This window comes from Ruegeria sp. AP11 (assembly GCF_056535865.1).
On the sequence record NZ_JBQFJB010000001.1, the window covers coordinates 450,568 to 474,423 of the forward strand.

At 56.5% G+C, this 23,856-nt stretch carries 20 protein-coding genes and 1 riboswitch; of the genes, 11 read left to right on the forward strand and 9 right to left on the reverse strand.

The features are described 5' to 3' along the window. Positions 1-7: 7 nt before the first annotated feature. Both ACR3E4_RS02405 and ACR3E4_RS02410 read right to left on the reverse strand, forming a co-directional pair. Complete coding sequence (locus tag ACR3E4_RS02405) at positions 8-802, reverse strand: ABC transporter permease (RefSeq protein WP_480535258.1); 795 nt, start codon at positions 800-802, stop codon at positions 8-10. Continuing rightward, entirely contained in the window at positions 799-1,662 is an 864-nt protein-coding gene (locus ACR3E4_RS02410; protein ID WP_480535281.1) for an ABC transporter permease, read from the reverse strand. Before ACR3E4_RS02410 ends, ACR3E4_RS02405 begins: the two co-directional genes overlap by 4 nt. 191 nt (positions 1,663-1,853) lie before the next feature. Here ACR3E4_RS02410 and ACR3E4_RS02415 point away from each other — a divergent pair, with 191 nt between their 5' ends. Beyond that, positions 1,854-2,495 carry a TetR family transcriptional regulator C-terminal domain-containing protein gene (locus ACR3E4_RS02415; RefSeq protein ID WP_480535257.1) on the forward strand — a complete coding sequence of 214 codons (642 nt, stop codon included), beginning with the start codon at positions 1,854-1,856 and terminating at the stop codon, positions 2,493-2,495. A 201-nt stretch (positions 2,496-2,696) separates the two neighbouring features. Here ACR3E4_RS02415 and ACR3E4_RS02420 read toward each other — a convergent pair whose 3' ends face one another. Continuing rightward, on the reverse strand, positions 2,697-3,044 hold the full coding sequence (locus ACR3E4_RS02420) for an ABC transporter permease (protein ID WP_480535256.1): 348 nt from the start codon (positions 3,042-3,044) through the stop codon (positions 2,697-2,699). Between the two features lie 15 nt (positions 3,045-3,059). Between ACR3E4_RS02420 and ACR3E4_RS02425 the strand changes: the two genes are divergently transcribed. Both ACR3E4_RS02425 and ACR3E4_RS02430 read left to right on the forward strand, forming a co-directional pair. Next, positions 3,060-3,533: a DUF6714 family protein gene (locus ACR3E4_RS02425; protein WP_480535255.1), complete on the forward strand. Its 474-nt coding sequence runs from the start codon at positions 3,060-3,062 to the stop codon at positions 3,531-3,533. 20 nt (positions 3,534-3,553) lie between these two features. Beyond that, a complete protein-coding gene (locus ACR3E4_RS02430; protein WP_480535254.1) occupies positions 3,554-3,859 on the forward strand; it encodes a hypothetical protein in 306 nt (101 codons plus the stop codon). Positions 3,860-4,648: 789 nt separating this feature from the next. Here the strand turns inward: ACR3E4_RS02430 and ACR3E4_RS02435 are convergent. Further along, entirely contained in the window at positions 4,649-6,244 is a 1,596-nt protein-coding gene (locus ACR3E4_RS02435) for a GMC family oxidoreductase (protein ID WP_480535253.1), read from the reverse strand. Positions 6,245-6,353: 109 nt separating this feature from the next. Here ACR3E4_RS02435 and ACR3E4_RS02440 point away from each other — a divergent pair, with 109 nt between their 5' ends. The 5 genes from ACR3E4_RS02440 to ACR3E4_RS02460 all read left to right on the forward strand — a co-directional run bounded on the left by ACR3E4_RS02440 (position 6,354) and on the right by ACR3E4_RS02460 (position 12,469). Continuing rightward, a complete protein-coding gene (locus ACR3E4_RS02440; RefSeq protein ID WP_170674155.1) occupies positions 6,354-7,592 on the forward strand; it encodes a TRAP transporter substrate-binding protein in 1,239 nt (412 codons plus the stop codon). A gap of 66 nt (positions 7,593-7,658) precedes the next feature. Then, entirely contained in the window at positions 7,659-8,324 is a 666-nt protein-coding gene (locus ACR3E4_RS02445; RefSeq protein ID WP_170674157.1) for a TRAP transporter small permease subunit, read from the forward strand. Further along, positions 8,324-9,682, forward strand: coding sequence for a TRAP transporter large permease (locus ACR3E4_RS02450; RefSeq protein ID WP_480535252.1), 1,359 nt, complete (start codon positions 8,324-8,326; stop codon positions 9,680-9,682). The genes ACR3E4_RS02445 and ACR3E4_RS02450 overlap by 1 nt, the downstream gene beginning before the upstream one ends. A gap of 11 nt (positions 9,683-9,693) precedes the next feature. Next, positions 9,694-10,473: an IclR family transcriptional regulator gene (locus ACR3E4_RS02455; protein ID WP_480535251.1), complete on the forward strand. Its 780-nt coding sequence runs from the start codon at positions 9,694-9,696 to the stop codon at positions 10,471-10,473. 370 nt (positions 10,474-10,843) lie between these two features. Beyond that, on the forward strand, positions 10,844-12,469 hold the full coding sequence (locus ACR3E4_RS02460; protein ID WP_480535250.1) for a hypothetical protein: 1,626 nt from the start codon (positions 10,844-10,846) through the stop codon (positions 12,467-12,469). Between the two features lie 378 nt (positions 12,470-12,847). Here the strand turns inward: ACR3E4_RS02460 and ACR3E4_RS02465 are convergent, their stop codons facing one another. From ACR3E4_RS02465 to ACR3E4_RS02485, 5 genes are all read right to left on the reverse strand, one after another. Then, positions 12,848-13,909 (reverse strand): FecCD family ABC transporter permease, encoded by a 1,062-nt coding sequence (locus tag ACR3E4_RS02465; RefSeq protein WP_480535249.1) that lies wholly within the window; start codon positions 13,907-13,909, stop codon positions 12,848-12,850. Positions 13,910-13,912: 3 nt separating this feature from the next. Further along, positions 13,913-14,848: an ABC transporter substrate-binding protein gene (locus ACR3E4_RS02470; protein ID WP_480535248.1), complete on the reverse strand. Its 936-nt coding sequence runs from the start codon at positions 14,846-14,848 to the stop codon at positions 13,913-13,915. A 12-nt stretch (positions 14,849-14,860) separates the two neighbouring features. Beyond that, positions 14,861-15,640: an ABC transporter ATP-binding protein gene (locus tag ACR3E4_RS02475; RefSeq protein WP_480535247.1), complete on the reverse strand. Its 780-nt coding sequence runs from the start codon at positions 15,638-15,640 to the stop codon at positions 14,861-14,863. Then, positions 15,637-16,044, reverse strand: coding sequence for a DUF1636 family protein (locus ACR3E4_RS02480; protein ID WP_480535246.1), 408 nt, complete (start codon positions 16,042-16,044; stop codon positions 15,637-15,639). The genes ACR3E4_RS02475 and ACR3E4_RS02480 overlap by 4 nt, the downstream gene beginning before the upstream one ends. Positions 16,045-16,145: 101 nt before the next feature. Then, positions 16,146-16,343: riboswitch (cobalamin riboswitch) on the reverse strand. Positions 16,344-16,673: 330 nt separating this feature from the next. Next, entirely contained in the window at positions 16,674-17,708 is a 1,035-nt protein-coding gene (locus tag ACR3E4_RS02485; RefSeq protein WP_480535245.1) for an AraC family transcriptional regulator, read from the reverse strand. 151 nt (positions 17,709-17,859) lie between these two features. On the opposite strand from ACR3E4_RS02485, the gene ACR3E4_RS02490 reads away from it, so the two are divergent. From ACR3E4_RS02490 to ACR3E4_RS02500, 3 genes are all read left to right on the forward strand, one after another. Beyond that, the gene (locus tag ACR3E4_RS02490; RefSeq protein ID WP_480535244.1) at positions 17,860-19,464 is read left to right on the forward strand and encodes an arylsulfatase; all 1,605 of its coding nucleotides are present in this window, start codon (positions 17,860-17,862) and stop codon (positions 19,462-19,464) included. Between the two features lie 161 nt (positions 19,465-19,625). Next, complete coding sequence (locus ACR3E4_RS02495) at positions 19,626-21,230, forward strand: alkaline phosphatase family protein (RefSeq protein WP_480535243.1); 1,605 nt, start codon at positions 19,626-19,628, stop codon at positions 21,228-21,230. 74 nt (positions 21,231-21,304) lie between these two features. After that, a complete protein-coding gene (locus ACR3E4_RS02500; protein WP_480535242.1) occupies positions 21,305-23,284 on the forward strand; it encodes a multiheme c-type cytochrome in 1,980 nt (659 codons plus the stop codon). The last annotated feature ends 572 nt before the right edge of the window (positions 23,285-23,856 follow it).

Here is a 23,856-nt window from a genome sequence, read left to right on the forward strand (position 1 = left end):
TTTGGCTTCAATCTGACGATTGGATGGAACGGCGGCGGAAATATTCGGCGATCAACAACAGCAGGACCGAGGACAGCAAAAGCAGCGATCCTAGGGCCAACGTGTTGGGCAATTTTGCCGGGAAGCGGATCTGGCTCCAGATATAGACCGGCAATGTCGGGCTGTTCCCGGATAAGAAAAAGGCCAGGACGAACTCGTCAAACGACACCGTAAACGTTACCAAAAGGCTGGCGACAATACCCGGCGCTACGATTGGGAGGGTAACACGCCGAAACGTTCCTACGACGCTTTCACCAAGATCGAACGCGGCCTCCTCCAAGGACTGGTCGAAATCGTCAAATGCAGATTTCATAATCGACACGGAAAATGGCAACGCCACGAACACATGCCCAAGGATCACGGTGGTCAGCGATGGTTTCAGGCCGATGCTGATGAACAGAACAAGCATCGAACTGGCCACGATGATGCCGGGAATGACCAGTGGAAGCATGACCAGTCCCTCAGACAACTCACGCCCCGTGAAACGATACCGAACGTAGGCGCGAGCTGCGAAGAGACCCAGAGATGTTGCCATCAGCGCAGTCACACTGCCGACGATCAACGAGTTCGCCATAGCCTGTAGCAGCGTGTCCTGCTGCCCCAACTGTGCGTACCACTTCAACGTGAACCCCTTTAGTGGGAAGGCTACGATAGTTCCGTCGTTGAACGAAAACAGTGGCAATAACAAAACCGGCAAGTAGAGAAACACCAAATAGGCAATCGCGTAAACCAGCAACCATGAGAAACGAAATGCCTTGGTCATCTGATCCTCCGGCCCAATGCGGTGACGACCACCACGAACAGGATTGCAACGCAGCCGACCGAAAGCATGGCAAGAAGAGACAGGGTTGCACCCAACGGCCAGTTATTGGCGGCACCAAACTGCACTTGGATCAAGTTCGCCACCATTTTGCCCTGCGATCCACCGACTAAGGCCGGAGTGACGTAATCGCCCACCGTTGGGATGAAAATGATCAGGCAGGCCGCAATGACCCCCGGCACCGTCAGAGGCAGTGTCACGCGAACGAACCTTTCAAGCTTGTTGCAGCCAAGGTCGGTTGCAGCCTCCAATAGGCTTCGGTCGATCTTTTGCAGCGATACGTAGATCGGCAGGATAGCAAACGGTGCCCAGGCGTGGGCGAGCGTAAGGACAACAGCGAATTCGTTGTAGAGCAAGAATGTCAGCGGCTCTTGTATCAAACCAAGTGAAATCAGCGCAGAGTTCAACACCCCATTGAAGCCAAGAATTAGTTTCCAGCTGAACACGCGCAGAAGGTAGCTGCTCCAAAAGGGAATAGTGATCAGCAACAGCCAGAGGGTCTTCTTCTTTGTCCGAAACGCGATGAAGTATGCAATCGGATAGGCAAGACAAACCGTTGCCAATGTCACCGCGCCTGCAATTGCGACCGAACGGATCATTAGGTGTCGAACCAATGGGTCGGTAAACGCCTCTTGGTAGTTTGCCCAAGTCAAGGTCCGGTCGATCTCAACATAGGTCTGGGTCCAAAAACTGTAAGCGACGAGAATGCAAAGCGGCACGGCGACAAGCAGACCGACGTAGAGCGTCGCAGGTGCGCTCAGTGCGAGGCCCTTGCCCGTTTCACTTCGTAGTACTCCGGCCATTCTTCCCTGCTGAACTTTGGTTTTTGGTGGCGCGACCATGTCGATCACAAAATGGACAATCGTCCATTTAAATCTGGAATTTTTGGACTAGTTGTGTCAACTGATAATTTCGCAACCGGGGATGACCAATTTCACACTGGCCGCTAGAAGGCACCGCAAGAGACTGAAAACAAACAGAGCCGCCTGAACCAATGACTGGAAGACGACAAGAAATACGCGAGCGAAACCGCCTTTCCCTGATCGAGGCAGTACTCGACTCGGTCGCAGAGAAAGGGATTTCCGAGACCTCAGTCAGCGAAATCATTCATCGGGCCGAGCTGTCCCGTGGCATGATTCACCTTCATTTCGGCGGCAAGGACAACTTGGTTGACGAAGCCGCCCGCTACTCATCCGAACAATACTACAATGGAATTTATGACTTGTTGGAAACGACCGGGCAAACCGGACAGGAACATATTGAGATGATTGTTCGGGGCGACTTGAGTGAAACTATTCTCAATAAGAAAAACGTTTCCATTTGGTACGCGTTTCGAGGCGAGGCCCGAAATAGAGCAGCAATCGCTGCGTTTTCAGATACCCGCGACGCTAAGCTTCGGAACCTGGTTTTCAACGCTTTCGCTCGAATTGCGAAAGAAGCTGGAGCCGAACACCCTAATCAAGTTGCCAGAGACGCTACGCACGGCACACTTGCGATGCTGGAAGGCATGTGGACCGACTACCTACTACACCCTGATTCATTTGATCGCGACGAAGCAATGAGAATTGTTTTTCGTTTTCTGCGCGCAATGTTCCCGAAGCATTTTGACCTGAGCGGCGCTTTGTTGGTTGAGTAGAGTTTGCGACTATGGCCCTTCAAAACCTTGATTGCATCGCAATCCAGCCGTCGGCCCGCATAATGCGAATATGGCTAGAGATATTGAAACTAACGCTCATACAATCGCTGATGCCCCGACCTCTGCCCAGCAGATATCCAAACTGTCTTCAGAGGCAGAGCAGCTAGCGCTCCAATCTGTCATAGCCAGCAGATTAGAGCGCTAGCTGATCTGAGCAAGAGAACGTCGAAAAAGCCGTAGGCTCACTAGTAACAAAGCAATTCCCAACAACGTCATCCAAACGAATTCCGGCCAGACAGTCTCAATACCAGCGCCTTTGAAAACAATAGCCTGACTTGCTGACATGTAGTGGCGTGACGGCAAAACCAAAGTACCTGCCTGCAACCACGCTGGCTGACCTTCAATTGGGGTCTCTCCACCTGACAGCATTAGCATTGGCAGCACAATCAACATGACCAGAAGCGCGAACTGCGCCATAGAGCGTGCAATGGTTGCCAGAAACACCCCAAGCGCCGTCGCAGTAAAAAGAAACAACGCCGTGCCAACCAAGTTTAATATGTCACCATGCCAAAGGTAACGACAACAACGGAAGCTCTTGCAACTCAGATCATTGCTGCATTTGACGGCCTTGATCCACCTGCTGATGATGAACTTCTTCACCCCGAATGTATGGATGACGTGGATATTCTTGAATTCTACGGCGGGGTCAAATGGCATGAGATGACTGGTAAAATGATCGTATACAGTTACGCTGCCCCCACGGCTTTCAGCCCCAAAGCCTTTCAGTACTACTTGCCCGCGTATCTGATATGGACTCTGCGAAATTCAGACAGCCCGGAATATGCCAGTGAAAGCATTCTTCGGGCACTCGACCCCGGCACATCGAATGAATTGCTGCACGAGTTCCGGAAGTCCAAGTTCAACCAATTGACGCCTGCACAGAAGGAGGTCGTGTTGAGGTTTCTGTACCATTTCAGCGACAACCCTAATCTTGGTGAATTTGCACAAGCCGCATTGATTAACTACTGGATAGAATAAGGCATGTGGTTACCGGTTTGATGATATCTACGTATTTGATGTGGCTCTTCGCAGCGCTTTTTGTCGTAACCGGTTTGCCGTTGGCATTGACTGAGGATGAGCAATGGCAACGGCTATGGGGGGGATCCAGTGCGCTGTCTCTTGGCCTTTTTGCTTTATCGATGGCAGCAGATGGTTTGCTTAGAGGCCAGATTAGAATTCACTTTTCGATTATCCGCCGCTCCAGCCAGCCGCGTTTGTTCTTCAGCGCTATAGCATTGGTGTTCGCAGCCGGCGCCGGAGTCATCATTGCTGTTGTTTGGGCGATTTTCTTTAAGGATTGGTAAGATTTGCCCAGCACGGTTTGACTTAAGAACCAATGGGCCAAATTAGACTGAACGAATACGACCGTTGCGATTTTGTTGGTTTGTCAATTTTCCCTGTTTTCGAACCAGTCGAACACCATAGTACCCCACTCCATTGAGAAGGAAGTATTGTAGCCTACAGCATTGCACATTCAGCGGGTGCAGACGGAAAAGCCCTAAACCGATCACCCGAGTGGAGCACATGGATGACGGAAGGGTCGGCATAACCTCCGGATGTTTACAACAATCAAAACGGGCAAATTGGGCTCAGTGTTGCCGTTCTCCGCAGCAAGCATGATTGGCTGGTCCCAGCCCGAAGCGGACCTTCATCACCAAGCTTTGCAATGTCTGAGATGCGGACTTAGCAGCCAATAGCGTTTACCGACGCTGCGTCCACACCCAGACTATTAAGGAACATTCAAGTTCGCGACCCAGGGCTGTGTATGTCTCTCTCAGCAAGTGCAGTACTTGTACGCCTAAAATAGGAAAGCGGACGTTACGAGTTGAACTTTAGGAAAGTGTCCGCGACCGCTTATGCATGCTTCGCGAGGTTGGTATGGTGTTAAATCCCTGCGCTAGATGCTCCACAGATCATAGACCAATGGTCGCTCCCAGATCACTGTCAGTCATGAGTCAAGAATTGGGCAAAGCGCAAGTTGCGACCAGACTCCACCGAGCAAACAGTTTGAGCTTGCGCGATTGGCGCACTGATCCATCGGTTGCGAGTGTTTTGGGCATTTTGCATGGCATGCAGGCAAGACGGAGGGACTGTCAGGCATCTGCATTTATCAAGTCGCTTGCCTTTTCGCCTATCATAATTGCTGGCGCATTAGTGTTGCCACTGACGATTTCCGGCATAATGGAGCAATCAGCTACCCTTAGGTTCTTTATTCCATGTACATTTAGTTTTGCGTCGACAACAGACATGTCATTGCTTCCCATCGCGCAAGTTCCGGTTGGGTGATAGATTGATGTAGTGTTGGATCTGACCCAATCAAGTGTGCCTTCATAGTCGTCGAGACTCAGGTCTGCCGTCGGTCGAAACTCTTCCGATATCTTCGAGGCCAGAGGATTCTGCTTGGCAATCCTGCGCGCGATATTCACACCGTCGACGATGGTTCGGCAATCCGTATCCGTGGAAAGGTAGTTTGGGAGGATTTTGACATGCGAGGACGGATCCGGGCCATTCAAGCGAAGCTCACCTCGGCTTTCCGGACGTAGCTGGCAGACTGACATCGTGAAGGCCGAAAACGGATGGACGCCCTCGCCTGGGCTGTCGGCGGACCAGGGTTGGACATGGAACTGTATATCGGGCGTTTCGACTTCGGGGCGGGTTTTTAGGAACCCCGTGGCCAGGCTGGCGGCCATGGTCATCGGGCCTGCGCGAAACAGCGCGTATTTCAACGCGATGCGGGCCTGATTAAACAGGCTACGGACTTCGTCGTTCAGAGTGGGTTCATTGCATTTGAACACCAACCTCGCTTGCAAATGATCCTGAAGACCCTTGCCGACGCCCGGAAGGGCGTGCAGCGGTTCGATTCCGTTTTCCTTGAGGTGATCCGGATCTCCGATCCCTGACAGCATAAGAATCTGGGGTGAATTGATCGCACCGCCTGACAGGATGATCTCGCGCCGTACCTTTAGGGCCTGCTCGACCCCCGATTTGTCGCGGTACACCAGCCCTGTTGCTTTCTTCCCATCCACAACCACGCGCGTTACCAGAGCTTTGGTGATGATGTTCAGGTTCTGGCGATCGCGAATGGGCTTGAGATAAGCCACCGCCGCGCTGCATCGACGACCGTTGCGGGTGGTCAGTTGGAAATAGCCGACACCTTCTTGTTCGGCCCCGTTGTAATCGGGATTGAAGGGATAGCCTTCGGCTTGTGCGGCTGCGACCCAGGCATCGCAGATCGGGCGCTGAATGCGCATGTTGGACACGGACAATGGCCCGCCAACACCGTGATATTCATCCGCGCCCCGTTCCTGATCCTCGCTGCGTTTGAACAGTGGCAGCACATCGTCCCAACCCCAGCCCTCGTTTCCCATTTGTCGCCAGCGGTCGTAATCTTCCTTCTGTCCACGGACGTAGAGCAGCCCGTTCAGTGAGGATGAGCCGCCCAGTACCTTACCGCGTGGCCAGTCGATGGAACGACCATTCAGGCCCGGATCGGGTTCGGTCCGATAACACCAATCGACCGAGGGGTTATGCATCGTTTTGAAATAACCGACGGGGATGTGAATCCACGGGTTCGTGTCACGACCGCCTGCCTCAAGAAGGGCGACCGTTGTATTGGTGTCGGCGCTGAGCCGATTGGCAATGACACAGCCCGAAGATCCCGCGCCAACAACCGCATAATCCACCTCCATGATCGTCTCCTTCCAGTGCCGCTGAAAAAAACTCTATGCAAGATGCAAGAACTATACTAGCCTTTTTTGATACAAAAAGTCTCAATAATTGCAATCAGGGAGGTAAGCAATGGAGATCGGTAAGAAACTAAGCGGCATTTCCCGGCGAGATTTTTTTCGTGTGGCCGGGCGTTATGGCATGAGTTCGACACTGTTGGCTGCAGGTGGGTTTGGTGGTGCGATGAGCCTGGCGAATCTGGCGCAAGCGGCCGAATCGACCTATGAAAAGCGCTTCTCGAAAGAGCCGAAGCACACGCTCAAATTTGGTGCCTCGGGCTTTAATACTCGCAATCTGCTGATCGAACGCGCCGGCGCGATCGAGTTTGCGCGGGATCTGGAAGAGCGCACTGATGGTGAGATTCGGATTGAATTCATCGGCGACAACCAGATTTGCGGCCAGCTAAGCTGTGTTGAAAAAACCCAACAGGGGATTGTGGATATCTATGCGGCCTCGACCCAGAACTCGGCCGGTGGCGCGCCATATCTGAACGTGCTGGACTATGCCTATATGTTCCCCAGCCGCGCGGCGCAGTATCATTTCTTCTATAGCCCGGCGAGCCAGCGCATCCTGCGCGACCCGCTGGAAAAACGACACGGGCTGAAGTTCCTGTTCACCCATTGCGAGCTGCGCGGCCTGCAAATGGGGTCGACCTTTGCTGACAAGCCAACCGTAACCAAGCTGGAGGAACTGTTCGGAACTAAGAACCGCGTGACGGGGACGCAGCTAGGCCGGATTGCCATGCAGCTCTTGAACCTGAATCCGGTGCCGGTGGCGTGGGAAGAAACGCTGGATGCGCTGAAAACCGGTCTGATCGATGGGGCCGAGACATGGGCCTCGGCCGTGGCTTATGCCAATATGGCGCCGGTGGTCTCGCAATCAGTGAACCTGAAATTCTTCTGCGGCACCGAACATACCTCGATGTCGGCCAAGGTCTTCGACAGTCTGGGCGGAGAAATGCAGGATGCAGTGATGGAATCCTCGTACTTCACGCAGGCGCTGATTCAGGGTGCGAATGAAGCCGCGTTGCTGAACACGGTTGGATTCTCGGAACCGCAATTGCCTGACACGATCTTCGCTGAAAATGGCGTACGGCCGGCTTTCCTTGCTGATGATCAGATCAAACTGGCCGAAGAGATGTGTGCCCCGAACTACAACCCAGAGCCTTGGGCCCAGTGGCGCGAACGTCTGAACAAATGGGCAGGCGGCATTGATACCTATCAGGAAATCTACGACATCGCGCGCGAGATTCCGGCCGACACCCTGCCGGAAAATGTCGAGCCGCGCCGTTGGTGGAAAGGCGAAGCCTGATAGACTGTTACGAACCGGCCCTGAGCGGGCCGGTTCAACTTTATACCGACTGGGAGGACGGGGTTCATGTCGTTTTGGGCAGACATCGGCGCGATTTTCAGCGCCTTTCTCAGCCAGGATTCGTTCGAGATTCAATCCGCACTGGAATCCGACGCCGCCTGGGTGTTGGGCGCGATTGTATCGGCGATTGGCGGAATCGTGATCATGTTGATCTATCGGGCGGTGCCCTTTGTTGAACGTCATCTGGAACGGTCGGTGATGGTGTATTCCTACCTTGCGATCGCATTAATCATCTTCTGGGGCGTGATCGACCGGTTTGTGTTCAACGATCAGGAGCCCTGGTCGACCACCATTCCCCCGCTGCTGTTCATGGTCATGGCGTGGTTTGGGGCGTCGTACAATGTCCGCCTGCGCACACATTTGAGCTTCAGCGAATTCCGCACTGCAATGCCGAGGGCTGGGCAATTGGCTTGCCTGATACTCGACGCGATATTGTGGTTCATCTTTGCGGTGATCGTCATCGTGACCACAACACGGCTGGTGGCTCTGTCGGCCTCGAACTTTCAGATCGTGCTGGGTACCGACAATATCATGCAGTGGTGGTTCCTGTTGGCCGCCCCGCTATCCTTCTTTCTGATGGTCGGGCGGGTGTTTCAGAACCTTGCCGACGACCTGCGCAACTGGAAAACAGGCGAGCCGCTGATCAAGCAGGCCGTGATCGGAGCAGACTGATGACAGACGGAACCATGGTCACGCTGATCTCGCTTGGGGTCACTTTTCTGTTCATGCTGGGCGTCCCGGTTCTGCTGGTGATCGGCTATTGGGTCATCGGCTGTTCCTTTGTCCTTGGCCTGACGCTGGACAATATGGGTGCCGAGTTGTTGAACGTGTTCAACAAGGGGTTCGCCCTTTTGGCGATGCCGCTGTTCATCCTGACCGGGGACCTGATCAACAAATCGGGCATAGCGAGACGGCTCAGCGATTTCGCCTATGCCTGTTTGGGTTGGATACGCGGCGGCTTGGCGATGGCCTCACTTGGCGCTTGTGGGTTGTTTGCAGCGATCTCGGGGTCCAACTCGGCCACAACCGCCACGATTGGTTCGATGCTACACCCTGAGATGGTCAAGGGTGGCTACGACGAACGCTTCAGCGCAGCGACCGCGGCGGCGGGCGGTACTGTGGGGATCATCATTCCTCCGTCGATTATCTTCATCGTCTACGGCTTCCTGATGAACCTGCCGATTTCCGAGCTGTTCGTGGCGGGTATCCTTCCGGGCGCGCTCATGGTCTTTGGTATGCAATTTGCGTGCTGGATCATCTGCCGTATGAACGGCTGGGGTTATCTGATCCCGCTGCAACTGAACCGGGTGTTGAAGACCGCATTTGGTGCCTGGCTTGGGTTCTTCGCCATCGGGCTGGTGCTGTGGGGCATCTATACAGGCAAGTTCTCTCCGACCGAGGCTGCGGGCGTGACAGTTGGCTTCTGCGTCATCGCAGGGTTGGTCAGCTATCCGATCAACCGCATCATGGGCGCACGGAACGACATACCGCCAACCGAAAAGAGCTTTGCCGAGATGTTCGTTGTCGAAGGTTTTAAGATCCCCGAAATCCCCTCGATCGTGATCCGTTCTGCCCAGATCACAGGTATCCTTGCACCACTGATCGCGATTTCGGTGGTGATGCAGCAAATCCTGTCTCTGCTTGGGGCGCAGCAGACCATTGGGGGTTTCGTAACCTCAATGGGGGGCTACCATGCGGTTCTGTTTACCTCGATGGTGATCGTGTTTTTCTCGGGCATGGTGCTGGAAAGCCTGCCCGTGACGATTATCCTGGCCCCGATCCTTGCACCGATTGCGGCCTCGGTTGGAATTGATCCGATCCATTTCTCGGTGATTTTCCTTGTGGGGGCGTCCATCGGCTTCATCACGCCACCCTACGGGTTGAATCTCTATGTGGCTTCGGGCGTGACCGGTGTGCCCTACTTCCGTCTGCTTCGGTACACGGTGCCTTATCTGGCGGCGCTGATATCAGTGTGGATTTTGATCTCGCTTGTACCCGATCTGGCCTTGATCCTGCTGCCAAATAACTAGACTGTTGCGGGATGGCCGAGACGGAAACACAAGACAAAGAAACTCAGATCCCGACCAACTTGCGCCTTCTCATCATCCTTGAGGAGGTGGCGCGGCGAGGGGTCGCAGTCAAACCTTCAGACCTGATCGCGACATTGGGCCTGGCCAAGCCAACCATCCACCGCCTGTTGCAAACCGCAGAAGCCGAGGGCTTCCTGCAGCGCGATCTGGATGGGCGTTCATACGGCCCTGGACACCGGCTGCGATTGCTTTCGGTCAATACGATGTCTTCCGAGCACCTGCGTACGGCGCGTCTGGCGATCTTGCGCAGCGTCGCCGAGCAGGTTGGTGAAACCTGCAATCTCGCCATTCCAGACCGAGAGGGGATGATCTATCTGGACCGGGTGGAAACGAAATGGCCACTGCGGATTCAGCTTCCGGTTGGTACTCAGGTACCCTTCCATTGTACGGCCAGCGGCAAGATGTACCTGTCCACACTTCGGCAAAAAACGCTGAACGGCTTTCTTTCAGCGGGAAATCTACATCCACAGACGGAGCGCTCGCTGACTGATCCCAAGTCGCTGCGAGCGGAGATCCAAGTTATCTCTGAGAATAGTTATTCCACCGATGACGAGGAATTCATGACCGGAATGACTGCCCTAGCTGTGCCCGTTCAGGATGGGCATGGTCGATTGGTAGGCACGCTTTCGGTTCACGCGCCGACGCAACGTCATGACGTCAACAGTCTGATGTCGTTTCTGGGAATACTGCAAAAAGGGGCGGATGAGCTTTCGGCTCTTTTGACCGAGTGACTATTACCGGAGATGACAGTCAAAACGTAAACTTTTTTACCAACTGCGAATTCGGTAATCGACCGGTTTGGAGAATTCTGCACCTCAGTGAGTGAGAGTGTGATCAAAGTCCAGTGTGCGCCGTTCATTCAACGTTGTAGAGTCAACATTTGCGCACTGCTGCCATTCCTGACTGGTGCAGCATCTGTCGCTCTGGGCTCTCCTGGCACCTTCGCCGCGATCTGCGCCAAGGGCCAGTTTGGTACAATGCCGCCATTCACTGCATTGCTTTGTTGATGCCCCGAGGTCGCATCGCCCGCTTTCAAAAGATGACAATGCCTTAACGTTGTCTTAACGTCGTTTTATGAGAGCTCGCCTTGCCGTGATCTTGATGGCTGACCTGGTCGGCTATACGTCCGCAATGGAGGCGGATCAGTCGCTCGCAATCGAGTTGGTCCGCGAACTTCGTGATAAACTTCTAGAACCTGAGGCCGTCCGAAGAGGCGGCGAGATACTGAAGCGTATGGGCGATGGATGGATAATTGCCTTTCCGTCGATATCAGCGGCAATCGAAACCGCTCAATTTGTGCAAATTGCGTTGGTCGACCATGAAAAAATCAGACTGAGGATGGCAGCGCATCTCGGGGAGATCATTCAAGACGAGACCGACATTTATGGTACCGGCATCAACATCACTGCGCGCCTGCAGACTGAGGCGCCACCCGGTGGTGTGATGATCTCCGAAGACCTCAAGCGGCAGTTGGACGAAAAGCTTTCAGCGGGTTTCAGCGATGCGGGTAGGTACGACTTAAAGAATCTTGCTAATCCGGTGAATGGGTTTCAATGGCGGCCCGCAACGCAGCGTGAGAAAGAACACACCGAATTGCCTTCTATTGCAGTGGAGCCGGTCACAAGTGCCCCCGAAACTAGAGAAACGCTCGAGGCTTGCGCTGATCTGCAGGAGCAACTGGTTTACAGTCTTTCGCGCCGCACTGGTGTGCGTGTAATCGCAACAGATTCAATGTCAGAGACTAATGCAACGTATAGCCTGAGATGCCGGTTGCGTTGCCGAGAAACCGAAGCAAGGATCTCGGCCAGCCTTACCCGGTTGGGAGATGGACAGGTAACCTGGTCGCGCTTCTTAAACGGAGATTCAGAGGATTTGTTTGAATTAAGCGACCGGGCTGCAGAACAGCTGTCAGACGATTTACGTCTGCAGATCAATGCGTTTGACGGTGACCGACTTAATGATATTCCAGACGATCAATTGAGCCCAAGTGAGTTGAGATCCCGAGCGGCAATGCTGTTTTACCGTGCCACCGTCGAGGACTATAATCATGCCGGTAAGTTGCTGGAGCGAGCGCTTCGACTTGATCCCGAGAATGGGTCCGGGCTTGCGATGTGGTGCGAAGCCAAACTGTACCCCTTGGAGGCATGCTATCGCGAGGCTGATCCTGATTTACGCACGCGGATCATCGAGTCTGCGAATAAAGCCGTTCAGACTGCGCCTCGTTCCGATTATTGCTGGTACACGCGGGCCCAGGTGCGCGCGCGCCTCGCGGGTGATCTGAATGGTGCAAGGAAGGACATCGATAGAATTTTCCGGCTGAATCCCAGCTATGTTTTGGGCATGGAGGCGAGCGGTTATACCGAAATTATTGCCGGCAACTGGGAAGCTGCTCGGAAGAGTTTGGTAGAGGCTGTGAATCGTTCCACCGAAGATCCGTTTCTGCCATACCGGCTTTATCCCCTTTCGATTGCACACATGATGGCAGGTGATCAGCAACTCGCGCTTGAAGCAATTTCGGACGCGACTGAAATGCGTCCCTACTGTCGACACTTCTGGTTGGTGAAGGCGTGGATACTCAGAAAGTCGCGAATGCACTCCAAAGCGGAAACTGCTGCAGAACGCGCGGAAACGCTGTCAGAAGAAGCGGATATCCTGGCACAAAACCTTCATCTGCCTGACCCCATCAGAGAGGATATAGGGTTGCCAGGTGATCCGATCCAAGCATAGAGGCCTAGATGGGTTAAGAGAGCGTGGGCTGATAGCCGAACGGCAGACATCTGCGTCGTTCTCTCCTTTCGATATTCTACCCCGATCCAACCTAAAGCGTGTTACCTACATTCACCGCGGGAGATGAGTTGCGTCATTTCTCAGGGCCGCTTTGGGCTCGTTCCTGACCTCGGATGCGAAACGGTATTTGCCAAATTTGGAAGGCTTGGACTGGTATCGGCCCAATCCGAACCTTCGCTGAGTATTCAAGATGCCGCGGCCGCGGCCCGCAAAGCCTTCATTCGCTGCAGGCGCATGATCGAGTCGCTGTCAAAGGTCTAGATCGCGGGACCAAGCGGGCTTTCATTCCATTTCAGCCTATGTCCGCTTTTGAGTAGCTCACGAAACGTTCGCCTGTCGCTTGTGCAGAAGCCACACAAAGAAACACCCGCCGACCAATCCGGTCACAATCCCGATGGGCATGTCTTCGGGGGCCATGATGGTGCGGGCCACGACATCCGCCCACAGCACGAACAGGCCACCCACGGCCGCAGAGGTGGGCACCAGGCGGCGGTAATCTCCGCCGACAATCAGTCTGGCGATATGCGGCACCATCAGTCCCACGAATCCGATCATCCCGGAAAAGGCCACCATCACGCCGGTGATCAGGGCCCCGATAACAAAGACGCTCAGGCGAAACCGCACGACGTCCAGCCCCAGCGAGGATGCCGTTTCATCACCGATCGTCATGGCGTTCAGATCGGCAGAGCGTAGATACATCCAGCCCAGACAAGGCAGCAGGATTGCCAGCGGATAGATCAGATGTGACCATTGCGCCAGGCCCAGCCCGCCCAGCATCCAGAACACAACGGTATGGGTGGCGCGTGGATCACCCAGAAAGATCAGGATGTTCGCGCCCGCCATGATGATGAAAGAAATCGCCACACCCGTCAGAACCAGCCGGTCCGCACTGGTGGCTGACGCAAAGCTCGAAACACCCAAGACGAGCGCTGTAGCGCATAATGCCCCAACAAAAGCCAGCAACGGTACAGTCAGGAGACCCAGAAACAGCCCGGTATGTAGCAATGCGAGGATCGCGCCAAAGGCCCCGCCAGACGAAATGCCCAGCAGATGCGGGTCCGCCAAGGGATTGCGCGTCACCGCCTGAAGTGATGCTCCGACCGCAGCCAACCCTGCCCCGACCATTGCCGCCAGCAGGGCACGGGGAAAGCGGATATCCCAGACAATCGCCGATTTGCCTTTTGACCAAGTAACGTCGATCTGGCCGGGGGCAAGTTTATCAAGAACCACCCCCCAAACCGTGCCGGCGGGGATGGGCACCGCGCCGACACTCACAGCAAAGGTCACCGAAACAGCAAACAGAAGGATCACCAGCGAAACAGAGGCAGGCAAGTGCCAACGTCTTCTGGGTCGGGATGTGCTGACTGCTTCGGTGTACATAGATCAGTTGCTCCAGAAGGCCGAGGCGAGGGTCTTGATCGCCTCGATGTTGCGGGGCCCGGGGGTTGCCTCGACATATTCCAGCGTCACGAACCGATCATTCTTGACCGCGTCAATATCAGCAAATGCCGGGTTCGACATCATGAACTCGCGCTTTTGCTCTGCAGTCACATTGCCGTAGTTCACGATCACGATCATTTCCGGGTTGCGCTCGACGACTTCTTCCCAGGTCACCGTGGCCCAGCTCTTCTCGAAGTCGTCCAGAACATTGCGCCCGCCTGCGGCTTCGATCAGGGCGGTGGGCATGGCATAGCGTCCCGCGGTAAAGGGAGTGTCCTCGCCGCTGTCATAGACAAATACACGCAGCGGTTCGTCACCGGCATCCAGATCGGCGTTGAAATCTGCAAGCTCTGCCTTGTAGCCGTCCACCAGCTCTTGCGCCTGATCCTCGACAGCAAAGATGCGGCCCAGATTCAGCAGATCGGTATACATGTCATCCATGCTGGCCTTGTCTTTTTCACCGATATGGATGCAGCTTTCGGTCAACTCATAGACGTCGATGTCAAACGCGGCCAGGGTTTCGGGCGTGACTTCGCCACCAACCTTCATGCCATAGTTCCAACCGGCAAAGAAGAAATCGGCATCCGCCCCGATCAATACTTCCTTGCTGGGGTATTTCGAAGACAACTCGGGTAGTTGCTCGACTCCTTCGCGCATCTTCTCATCCAGTGTTTTCCAACCAGAGATACCGGTATAGCCCACCATGTGGTCCGCCAGTCCCAGCACCAACATCATTTCGGTCAGGTTGACGTCGTTGGAAATCGCTGCTGTCGGGACTTCGTCAAAGGTAACGGTACGGTTGCAGCTTCGTACCGTGGTTTCTGCCAGTGCCAGGCTTGCTGTACAGGACAGCCCCAATGCCAGGTGGAGTAGTTTCATTCAGGTGATCCTTTAGTTCAGTTGGAAAGAGAAGTGATTGTTCTGACTGCGGCTCAGCTGTTCCAGCCGGGCCGAGACACGAAATGCACCCGACACGAGGTCTTCGGTCAGGACATCCTGCGGGGGGCCGAACACCAGCGACTGGCCATTCTGCATTACCAGAATGTCGTCACAGAACGTGGCCGCCATGTTGAGGTCATGTAGCGACACGACAACGGTGATGTGGAGGTCGCGCACAAGTTCAAGCAGCTCTAGCTGATAATGGATATCGAGGTGGTTGATTGGCTCATCCAGAACCAGCAGCCGCGGCGCTTGCGCCAGGGCACGGGCCATCATCACCCGTTGGCGTTCACCGCCCGACAGGGTGCCGATCTGCCGGTCGCGCAGATGTATCAGCTTGGTTTGGCGCAGCACGTTCTCGATGACCTCGGCACAGTGCTGGCCGGGTGTTGAAAAGCTCTGGCGATGTGGCAAGCGGCCCAATGCCACCACGTCGCGCACCGTCAGGGCAAAGTCATTGGGTTGCTCTTGCAAAACCGCTGCAACCGTTTGGGCAGCGGTCTTCGGCGGCATGGTCCAGATATCTTCACCATCAATCCTGACCGTACCGCTGGACGGCCGATGATACCGATAGAGCGTGCGCAATAACGAGGACTTCCCCGCCCCGTTCGGTCCGACGATCCCCAAAATGCGCCCGGCCTTCAGATGAAAGTTGATTGGATGCAAAATCAGCGGCACCCTGGCCGAGGGCCTCCAACTTACGTTCTCGACATACAGCTCCGCGGCGTTCATTGAACAGGCTCCGCGCTGCGCTCAAGGGCGATGATGCTGGCCGGAACCCGTGCCAGTGTGGATTTGCGCAGCTTGCCTGGTCTGTCGACAGAGCTGCTCCACCCGTCATGTAGATGGGCATAGCGCCGGGCGAATTCGATCAGATCATCGACATCGGTGTCCGGGTCAATATCGCCAAACAAATATGTCGCCTTGTGCGAGCCGTGATAAGCCACCGTGCAGGGTCGATCACATCCCGCCATACAGGCCACGCCCGAGATTTCGAAATCTTCGGGAATTGCGTCCTTGGCGTTTTCAAAAGCCTTTCGCAGCCGGGCGATCAGCTCATAACCAGGCTGGCAGGTTTTGCCCTTGTGTCGGCAAGAGATGCAAACGGTAATTCTGTGTGTGGCAGCCCGGCCCATGTCGCCCTCCGCAAAGTTGCGGGGTTGATTGCGAGCCAGCCATGTTTACGGCTACAGCCGAGTGTTCCATCGTGGTCTCCTTCCGAGGCACCCCGCCCGGGTTGAGTTGCGTTACGATGGCAGGTCTCCTGACTTGCGGGTCGTCGCTTCTCCGATCCTTCCCAGCCTCTCCGGGCCAGTGGCATCATCGGGTCGCTCGCCGCTTACAGTTGCGGGGGCAGTCACGGAATTGGCCAAAGCCGCACCGTATTCCCTGTGTTGGAATCACTTACTCCAACTCCATCAAAGTGAGCGATATCAGCAGATTCGTGGATGCGTCAATCGTGGAATGAGAAACACGTTGCAACACCGAATGTTGTCTTCCATTTCCTTCTGAACGAATACTTTCAGCCGATCGCTCATTCTAAAGACAAGAACCAACAAGTTGCAGCGGTTCATCTGGGTATAAAACGGTCATTCGGGGCACTATGCAGCAATTGTCACCTTGGCTCACAACCGACCAGCGCCCATGCGGCAATGCCTTTGCGGCTGTGGTCAGAAATCGGCACTCGGAATGGCACGCCGATAAAGAAGGCTTTCATTGCCGCCCGGGCAATTCAGATCGGAGGATATTTGATCAAGTTGTGCGGTTAACCTCTTGGTTTGGACATCCGCTCGGATGACGGAGAGCGCCCGAAACGCCGACCAAAGGCTCGCGTGAAATGGGCATGGTCACTGTAGCCTGCGAGCATGGCGATCTCTGACAGGGGGGCCTCGGTCTCCAGGATCAGTGCGCGCGCCCGGTCCAGTCTCACACGATCGAGCAAAATACGGTAGGACAGGCCTTCAGCGTCGAGCCAGCGTTGCAGCGTGCGCCGGGCGACACCGACCATTCGCGCGGCACCGTCGATGTCCGTGTGACCGTCAATCAGGCGTAGCGTGATGACAGCGGCAAGGCGGTCGATGTCGCATTCCTGTCGCCGCAATTTGATTTCCGCGAGAATGTCGCGCGAACTGAGCCGAAGCGCTTGCCTCCCCCTGGACCCCAGCGCGGGACGGGACCAAAGCGCAGCCGATGGGAACGCGATCCCGTCGACAGCTGAATTGAAGTGCCAGGGAATACCTGTAGCGTCTTCGCGCAACGCCGCCTCCAAGCCGGTCCCTGCGGTGCGTGTTTCCATATGCGAAGGCTTCCAATCCGGGCCACAATAGGCCCGCGCTACCTTTGCCATTACGGGCAGAATATGGTCGGCGTGCTGTGTCGCGCCCGCACCTGTAACGGCCGTCTGCCGATAGCTCCACACCACGAGATCGCCTCGTCGGTGCTCAAGTGAAAGTTCCCCGCCGATCTGATGCAGGACGATGCAGCGGGACAACCGCGAGATGGCTCCCGCGAAGGTTGGCGCCTGTAGCGAATAATTCACCCAAAGACCGTACTCGCCGGGCTGCATAGCATTTCCCACACGCAAACCCAGAATTGGATCGCCCGTCAGCCGCGCTGCGCCGTCGAACAGCCTGATAACTGCTCCCAGAGGCACCTGATGCGCCCGGTCATCGACAAGCACGAGCGGCAAGCCTGCGCCCCGAAAGGCGCGTTCGACCGCCTTTGATCCGCTTTGCGCCTCAAGCAGATCCGGCAGCGGACCGATCCCGGTCGCATATGTCATCGCGAGTTTACCCACCACGCAGAGTTTCCACGCGATGTCACAAAATGGCAAGTCAACTCGCAGGTTTGGTGTTACTCTTGGCATCGGTCGGATGTCGACATCCCGCCGATAGGATCCGAAAGCCTTTTCAGTGCAACAAGATACAGTTGCCAACTAGGAGGAAACCAAAATGTTATTCCGTACAGCGCTGGCCGCCGTCGGCGCCGTCTTGATTGGGCTGCCACTCGCCGCTCAGGAACAGGGCAAGCCTAATATTCTTGTCATCTGGGGGGACGACATCGGCCAGTCCAATATCTCGGCCTATACGTTCGGCGTCATGGGGTACCAGACACCCAACATCGACCGGATTGCGCGAGAAGGCATGATGTTCACGGACTATTACGGCGAGCAATCCTGCACCGCCGGACGCTCCTCCTTCATCATGGGACAATCCGTGTTTCGCACCGGCTTGTCCAAGGTCGGTTTGCCTGGCGCTGAAGAAGGTATGCAGGTGGAAGACCCGACCATCGCGGGCCTCTTGAAAGCCGAAGGATACGCCACCGGCCAGTTCGGCAAGAACCACCTCGGTGACCGCGACGAACACCTGCCGACCAACCACGGTTTCGATGAGTTCTTCGGCAACCTCTACCACCTCAACGCCGAGGAGGAGCCGGAGAACCCGGATTATCCACGTGATGCCGTACTGCCGGATGGGCAGACCTTCCTCGACCGTTTCGGGCCACGCGGCGTTATTCGCTCCAGCGCGACATATGGCGAGACGGAGATCACCCAGGAGATCGAGGATACCGGTGCGCTCGATATCGAACGCCAGAAGGTCGTGGATGACCAGACCACAGAAGCAGCCATTGCCTTCATCGAAGAACAGACCGCGGCGGGCACGCCCTGGTTCGTCTGGTGGAGCGGCACCCGGATGCATTTTCGCACCCATGTCCGCGATGAAGTAATTGACGCGGCCCAGGACAAGACCAAGGGCATAGCGGACGAGTATACCGCCGGTATGATCGAGCACGATGGTCACATCGGACAATTTCTGGACAAGCTCGACGAGTTGGGTATCGCGGAGAATACGATTGTCTTCTATTCGACCGACAACGGCCCGCATATGAATACATGGCCTGATGCGGCGATGACGCCCTTCTGGGGCGAGAAGAACACCCAGTGGGAAGGCGGCTGGCGTGTTCCGGCGATGGTGCGCTGGCCCGGGCAGATTCCGGAAGGCGAAATCAGCAATGAGATCGTGCATCATATGGACTGGTTGCCGACATTCCTCGCGGCGGCGGGCAATGAAACGATCAAGGAAGATCTGCTGGAAGGCGTCACCGTGGATGCGATGGCGGGTCGCGAGTATCGCGTGCATCTCGATGGCTACAACATCCTGCCGATGCTAACCGGCGAAACGGATGAAAGCCCCAGAAACGAAATCTTCTATTTCACCGATGACGGCGATTTGGCTGCGTTGCGCTTCCAGAACTGGAAGATCACCTTCCTCGAGCAGAAAGCATGGGGAACTCTGCGCGCATGGATGGAGCCGCTGACACCGCTCCGAGTGCCTTTGGTCTTCAATCTGCGGCGTGACCCCTATGAACGCGCTTACCGGACATCCAACACCTATTATGACTGGATGATCGACCGTGCTTTCATGCTGGTGCCGGCGCAGGCTTATGTAGCGCAGTTCCTCTCCACCTTCGCCGAGTATCCACCGCGGCAAGAGGCGGCGAGCTTCAGTCTGGACAAGGTGATGGAGAAGCTGTCGCAACCCGGCGGCGCGCAATAAACGCGCAAATGATTTCTTGCCGCCCCGACAGCCTTCGGGGCGGCGGTTTTCGATTGGGATACAACCCGCAGAGGAGGCCACCAATGCTATTCCGTTGGATAGGGGTATGCGCATTTTCGCTCCCCGGATGTGTAGCTGCCGCGGAGGACGTTCCCCGGCTTGTGCTGCAGATCACGGTAGACCAGTTGCGTGGCGATCTGATTGACCGATACGGCGCCGGGTTGGGCGAAGGCGGGTTCAACCGCCTCATCACTAACGGTACTTGGTACACCAATGCCCACCATCGCCACGCCAACACCGAAACCATCGTCGGCCATACCACGCTGTCGACAGGCACTGACCCGGGCATTCATGGCATGGTCGCCAACTTGTGGTTCGACCGCAACAGCGGCAGCACCTTCTACAACGTACAGGACCCGGATTACCCGCTCGTGGGCGCGAAAGGCGTCGATGCCGACACGGAAATCGACCCGACGCAGCGCGCCGCGACGACAGACGGCAGATCGCCGCGCAACATTCTCACCTCGACGATCGGCGACGAGATCCGCCTGCATTACGGACCCGCGTCCAAGGTTTTTGGGGTGTCGGTCAAGGACCGTGGTGCGATCTCCTTTGCCGGGCATGCCGGTCAGGCCTACTGGTTTTCCAAGGCCGAGGGGCGTTTTGTCACCAGCACCTTCTACCGCGACAGCTACCCCGATTGGATTGCCGCTTGGGAAGAGACGGGGTTAGTGGGCACTTATGCCGGGACGAGTTGGACCCTGACGTTGCCGAAGGAGGCCTATATCTTCGCAGACAAGGATGACCAATCATGGGAGACGGATTTTCCGAGCTATGGTCGCACCTTTCCGCATCACTATGGCTCAGCCGACAGCAAATTTTACACGACGCTCTTGACGCTCAGTCCGGCGGGTGACGAGATTACCGTCGATTTCGCCAAGGCGCTGATGAACGCCGAAGAGGTAGGGCAGGACGACGTGCCCGACTTCATGAGCGTCAGCCTGTCCTCCACGGATTACGTCGGGCATCTTTTTGGGCCCTCCAGCCTTGAATCGGAGGACAACGTCAAACGTCTGGATCGGACACTTGCCGATCTTCTTTCCTTTGTGGACGAGACCGTCGGTCTTGAGAGAACGCTTGTAGTGCTCTCGGCAGATCATGGCGCGCCAGAAGCGGCGGGTTATCTTGCCACTCTCGGCATCGAGGCACGGAATTTCAGTTTTGAAGATGTGGACACGAAACCTGGCCTGGCGCGCTTGCGCGAGGAATTAGGCACCGGGCAATTCCTGATCGAGAGCTTCACCAACCCTTACGTCTATCTCGATCACGAGGTGATCGTGACTTTGGCTCTTGATCCTGCTGTGGTCGAGACGGCGGTGGCGGAGGAGTTGCAAAAGCTGCCGGGCATCGCCCTTGCCGTCTCCAGCAGGGCGCTGGCGCGCGGCGAGGTCGCCGACACGCGCGTGAGTGCCTCGGTGCTGGCCAATTTTCATCCGGATCGCTCGGGCGACATCTACGTCGTCTTCGAGCCGCACTGGTTCGTCGCGGATTTCGACGGTCTTCACGTGGCATCGGCGCATGGCTCACCCTGGACCTATGACACCCATGTCCCCATCATCTTCATGGGGCCAGGCATAGACGGCGGCCAGCGCGTCGAGCGGTACGTGGAAACGGTCGATGTCGCCGTCACACTTGCGGCCCTGATGCGCACGAAACAGCCAAGCGGTGCCGTGGGCCAGCCGCTCTTGGAAGTTTTTGGCGACTAGAGGCGTGCGACAGTCCACAGTTCTTTAAATTGAGAGACATTTTGAAAAAGAAACCAGCCGTCCGGTCATTCCTAATGCGTACCATTCAAAGTTGCCTCTCTGTATGGCTTGTGGCGGGAGCGTTCAGCACGCCGGCCCCTGCTCAGGATTACGTGGGTTCGGCAGCGTGCCGGGACTGCCATGTCGATGCCTACGAGGCTTGGCGCACGTCCCATCATGCGCGAGCGTGGACAATGCCCTCGCCGGATACGGTAGTCGCGGATTTCGATGGAACCGTTTTTAACCACGATGGCATGACCGCCCGCTTTCGCATCGAGGGCGGCGACTATCACGTCGAGGTGACGGAAAAGGACGGCGTGACGACCGATTACCGCGTGCATTCCGTTGCCGGGATCGAGCCGCTGCAACAATACCTGCTGGAAACCGAACCTGGACGGCTTCAGAGTTTCGATGTCGTCTGGGACAGCGATTCAGGCGGCTGGTTTCATCTCTACCCGAACGAAGATCTGCCGCCGGATAACGGACTGCATTGGACAGGTCCGTACAAGAACTGGAACGCCCGCTGCGCGGAATGCCACGCAACCGGATACGAGAAGAATTACGACCCCGCCACGCGCACATATGCTTCGAAGCAGGTCGAGATCGGGGTGGGCTGCGAAGGCTGTCACGGCCCCGGCGCGGCGCATCTGAGGTGGGCGGAAGGGCTGGACATCGAATTGCCGGGCATCGCAGTCGATGCCTATGGTTTCAAGCAAAGCTTCGCGACAACCGAGGCCACGATCCAGCAATGCGCGACGTGCCACTCGCGCAGGGAGGCATTTGACGACGCCTCGCCGCTGCCGGGCACGGCATATCACGACGCCTATTCGCTCGCCTTGTTGCGACCGGGGCTCTACCACGCCGATGGGCAGATCCTCGACGAGGTCTATGTCTACGGCTCGTTTTTGCAGTCGAAAATGTACGCTGCCGGCGTGGGTTGCCTTGATTGCCATGACGCCCACAGTGCCGAGCGGGTGGCGCAGGGGAATGGAGTTTGCACCCAGTGCCACTCTCCCGCCGGAAATCCGCGCTTCGAGACCCTGAGTCCAGCGAACTACGACAGTTCCGGGCATTACTTCCACGAACCGGGCACACCAGGAGCGCAATGCAAGTCGTGCCATGCGCCCGAACGCGTCTACATGGGCAACGACTGGCGGGCCGATCACTCCTTCCGCGTTCCACGGCCTGATCTTGCCGAGAAGACCAGCGCACCCGACGCCTGCACCTCCTGTCACACCGATCGCGATCCTGCCTGGGCGGCAGCCGAAATCGCGGCGCGCTTTCCCGACAGTGCGAACCGCGGCCCGCATTTCGGTGCCACACTGGCGCACGGGCGAGAGAACGCGGTTGCTGCGACAGACGCCTTGTCGGACCTCGCTGCGGACGAGGATCAGCCAGGTATTGTCCGCGCCACGGCGCTTTGGCTTCTGGAGGCAGCGGGCGACCCGGTTGCAGCCCAGCGTCTTGCGCCGCTTCTGTCCCACGCCGATCCGATCGTGCGCGTCGCGGCGATTGGCGCTCAGCGCATGGCTGCGCCGCAGGACCGTGTGTTGCGCCTTCTGCCTGTACTTTCCGACCCCGTGCGTGCCGTGCGCATGGCCGCAGCGAGGGAATTGATCGATGCGCCAATTGCCCGGCTTCCGGGCACGTCGCAGGCTGATCTTGATGGCGCTATGGCAGAGTGGCGTGCGGCACTCGGCAGCCGCCTCGACTTTCCTGAGACGCATCTGCAGATCGCCGGTGTTTCCTTGACGATGCGCAATATGCTCGCGGCGGAGAGCGCCTTCGCTGAGGTCGTCCGCCTCGACCCGCAAAGACAGGCGGCCTGGGTCATGCGCGCCCGGATCGCGGCGGCAATCGAAGGGCGGGAACGTGCGTTGTCCATTGTGAACGAGGCACTCGAAGTCTTGCCGGACGACTTGACGCTTCTGGGGTTTCGTGCGGAACTGGGCGGGCCGGCCGTGCCGCCCGAAGCTCTCTTGCCGCCCGCTGCCCTTGGCTCGGATCGACCTTGACACATTGGCGTCCCGCGTATCCCTGCGATCATCGGACAGACAAGAGCGCCGTCTATATTGACCGGTCAATTGACTTTGTCTTGGCAAGTGATGCTCTTTACCAGAGCGCTGGACACCGACAGATAAAATACATTCTAGCAGCACATACTGAACACACATTGGGCGGCTTCAACTACACATTGTGAGTGCAAGCTGGGCAAGATTTCGACGGTGCAACGGATGTCCGATCCTGCTGGCCCCAATGCGGCGACTGGTCACCGCGTTTTATGTCCGGATTTGCCGCGTCGCGCCAGTTCGAGCGAGATGATCGAGTGACAGCTTGGTCCCGCACTTTTCCCATTCGCCGACGTCGAAATTTCTCTATCGCAGCGAACGGCTGCTAAGCAGGCCCCGATTGCAGAAACTGGGGTCGTCGCTGGAGGGCAGCTAAGGGCCGAAGGTACCTAGAGCGGACCTTTGTCTGACCATCACACGCCCAATCAGTATCGATCGACTCTACATTTGATTTTATCTGGAAGGTCGTCCACTTCGACACAAAAGCGCATCCTTGTTGGAAGAACGCCCTTATGAAC

Bases quoted from the DNA above. Each gene is read 5' to 3' on its own strand.
- ACR3E4_RS02415 (WP_480535257.1), top strand. From the start codon at position 1,854: ATGACTGGAAGACGACAAGAAATACGCGAGCGAAACCGCCTTTCCCTG.
- ACR3E4_RS02465 (WP_480535249.1), bottom strand. From the start codon at position 13,909: ATGTACACCGAAGCAGTCAGCACATCCCGACCCAGAAGACGTTGGCAC.
- ACR3E4_RS02410 (WP_480535281.1), bottom strand. From the start codon at position 1,662: ATGGCCGGAGTACTACGAAGTGAAACGGGCAAGGGCCTCGCACTGAGC.
- ACR3E4_RS02470 (WP_480535248.1), bottom strand. From the start codon at position 14,848: ATGAAACTACTCCACCTGGCATTGGGGCTGTCCTGTACAGCAAGCCTG.
- ACR3E4_RS02440 (WP_170674155.1), top strand. From the start codon at position 6,354: ATGGAGATCGGTAAGAAACTAAGCGGCATTTCCCGGCGAGATTTTTTT.
- ACR3E4_RS02405 (WP_480535258.1), bottom strand. From the start codon at position 802: ATGACCAAGGCATTTCGTTTCTCATGGTTGCTGGTTTACGCGATTGCC.
- ACR3E4_RS02435 (WP_480535253.1), bottom strand. From the start codon at position 6,244: ATGGAGGTGGATTATGCGGTTGTTGGCGCGGGATCTTCGGGCTGTGTC.
- ACR3E4_RS02460 (WP_480535250.1), top strand. From the start codon at position 10,844: ATGGCTGACCTGGTCGGCTATACGTCCGCAATGGAGGCGGATCAGTCG.
- ACR3E4_RS02445 (WP_170674157.1), top strand. From the start codon at position 7,659: ATGTCGTTTTGGGCAGACATCGGCGCGATTTTCAGCGCCTTTCTCAGC.
- ACR3E4_RS02475 (WP_480535247.1), bottom strand. From the start codon at position 15,640: ATGAACGCCGCGGAGCTGTATGTCGAGAACGTAAGTTGGAGGCCCTCG.
- ACR3E4_RS02430 (WP_480535254.1), top strand. From the start codon at position 3,554: ATGATATCTACGTATTTGATGTGGCTCTTCGCAGCGCTTTTTGTCGTA.
- ACR3E4_RS02425 (WP_480535255.1), top strand. From the start codon at position 3,060: ATGCCAAAGGTAACGACAACAACGGAAGCTCTTGCAACTCAGATCATT.
- ACR3E4_RS02450 (WP_480535252.1), top strand. From the start codon at position 8,324: ATGACAGACGGAACCATGGTCACGCTGATCTCGCTTGGGGTCACTTTT.
- ACR3E4_RS02490 (WP_480535244.1), top strand. From the start codon at position 17,860: ATGTTATTCCGTACAGCGCTGGCCGCCGTCGGCGCCGTCTTGATTGGG.
- ACR3E4_RS02480 (WP_480535246.1), bottom strand. From the start codon at position 16,044: ATGGGCCGGGCTGCCACACACAGAATTACCGTTTGCATCTCTTGCCGA.
- ACR3E4_RS02455 (WP_480535251.1), top strand. From the start codon at position 9,694: ATGGCCGAGACGGAAACACAAGACAAAGAAACTCAGATCCCGACCAAC.
- ACR3E4_RS02500 (WP_480535242.1), top strand. From the start codon at position 21,305: ATGCGTACCATTCAAAGTTGCCTCTCTGTATGGCTTGTGGCGGGAGCG.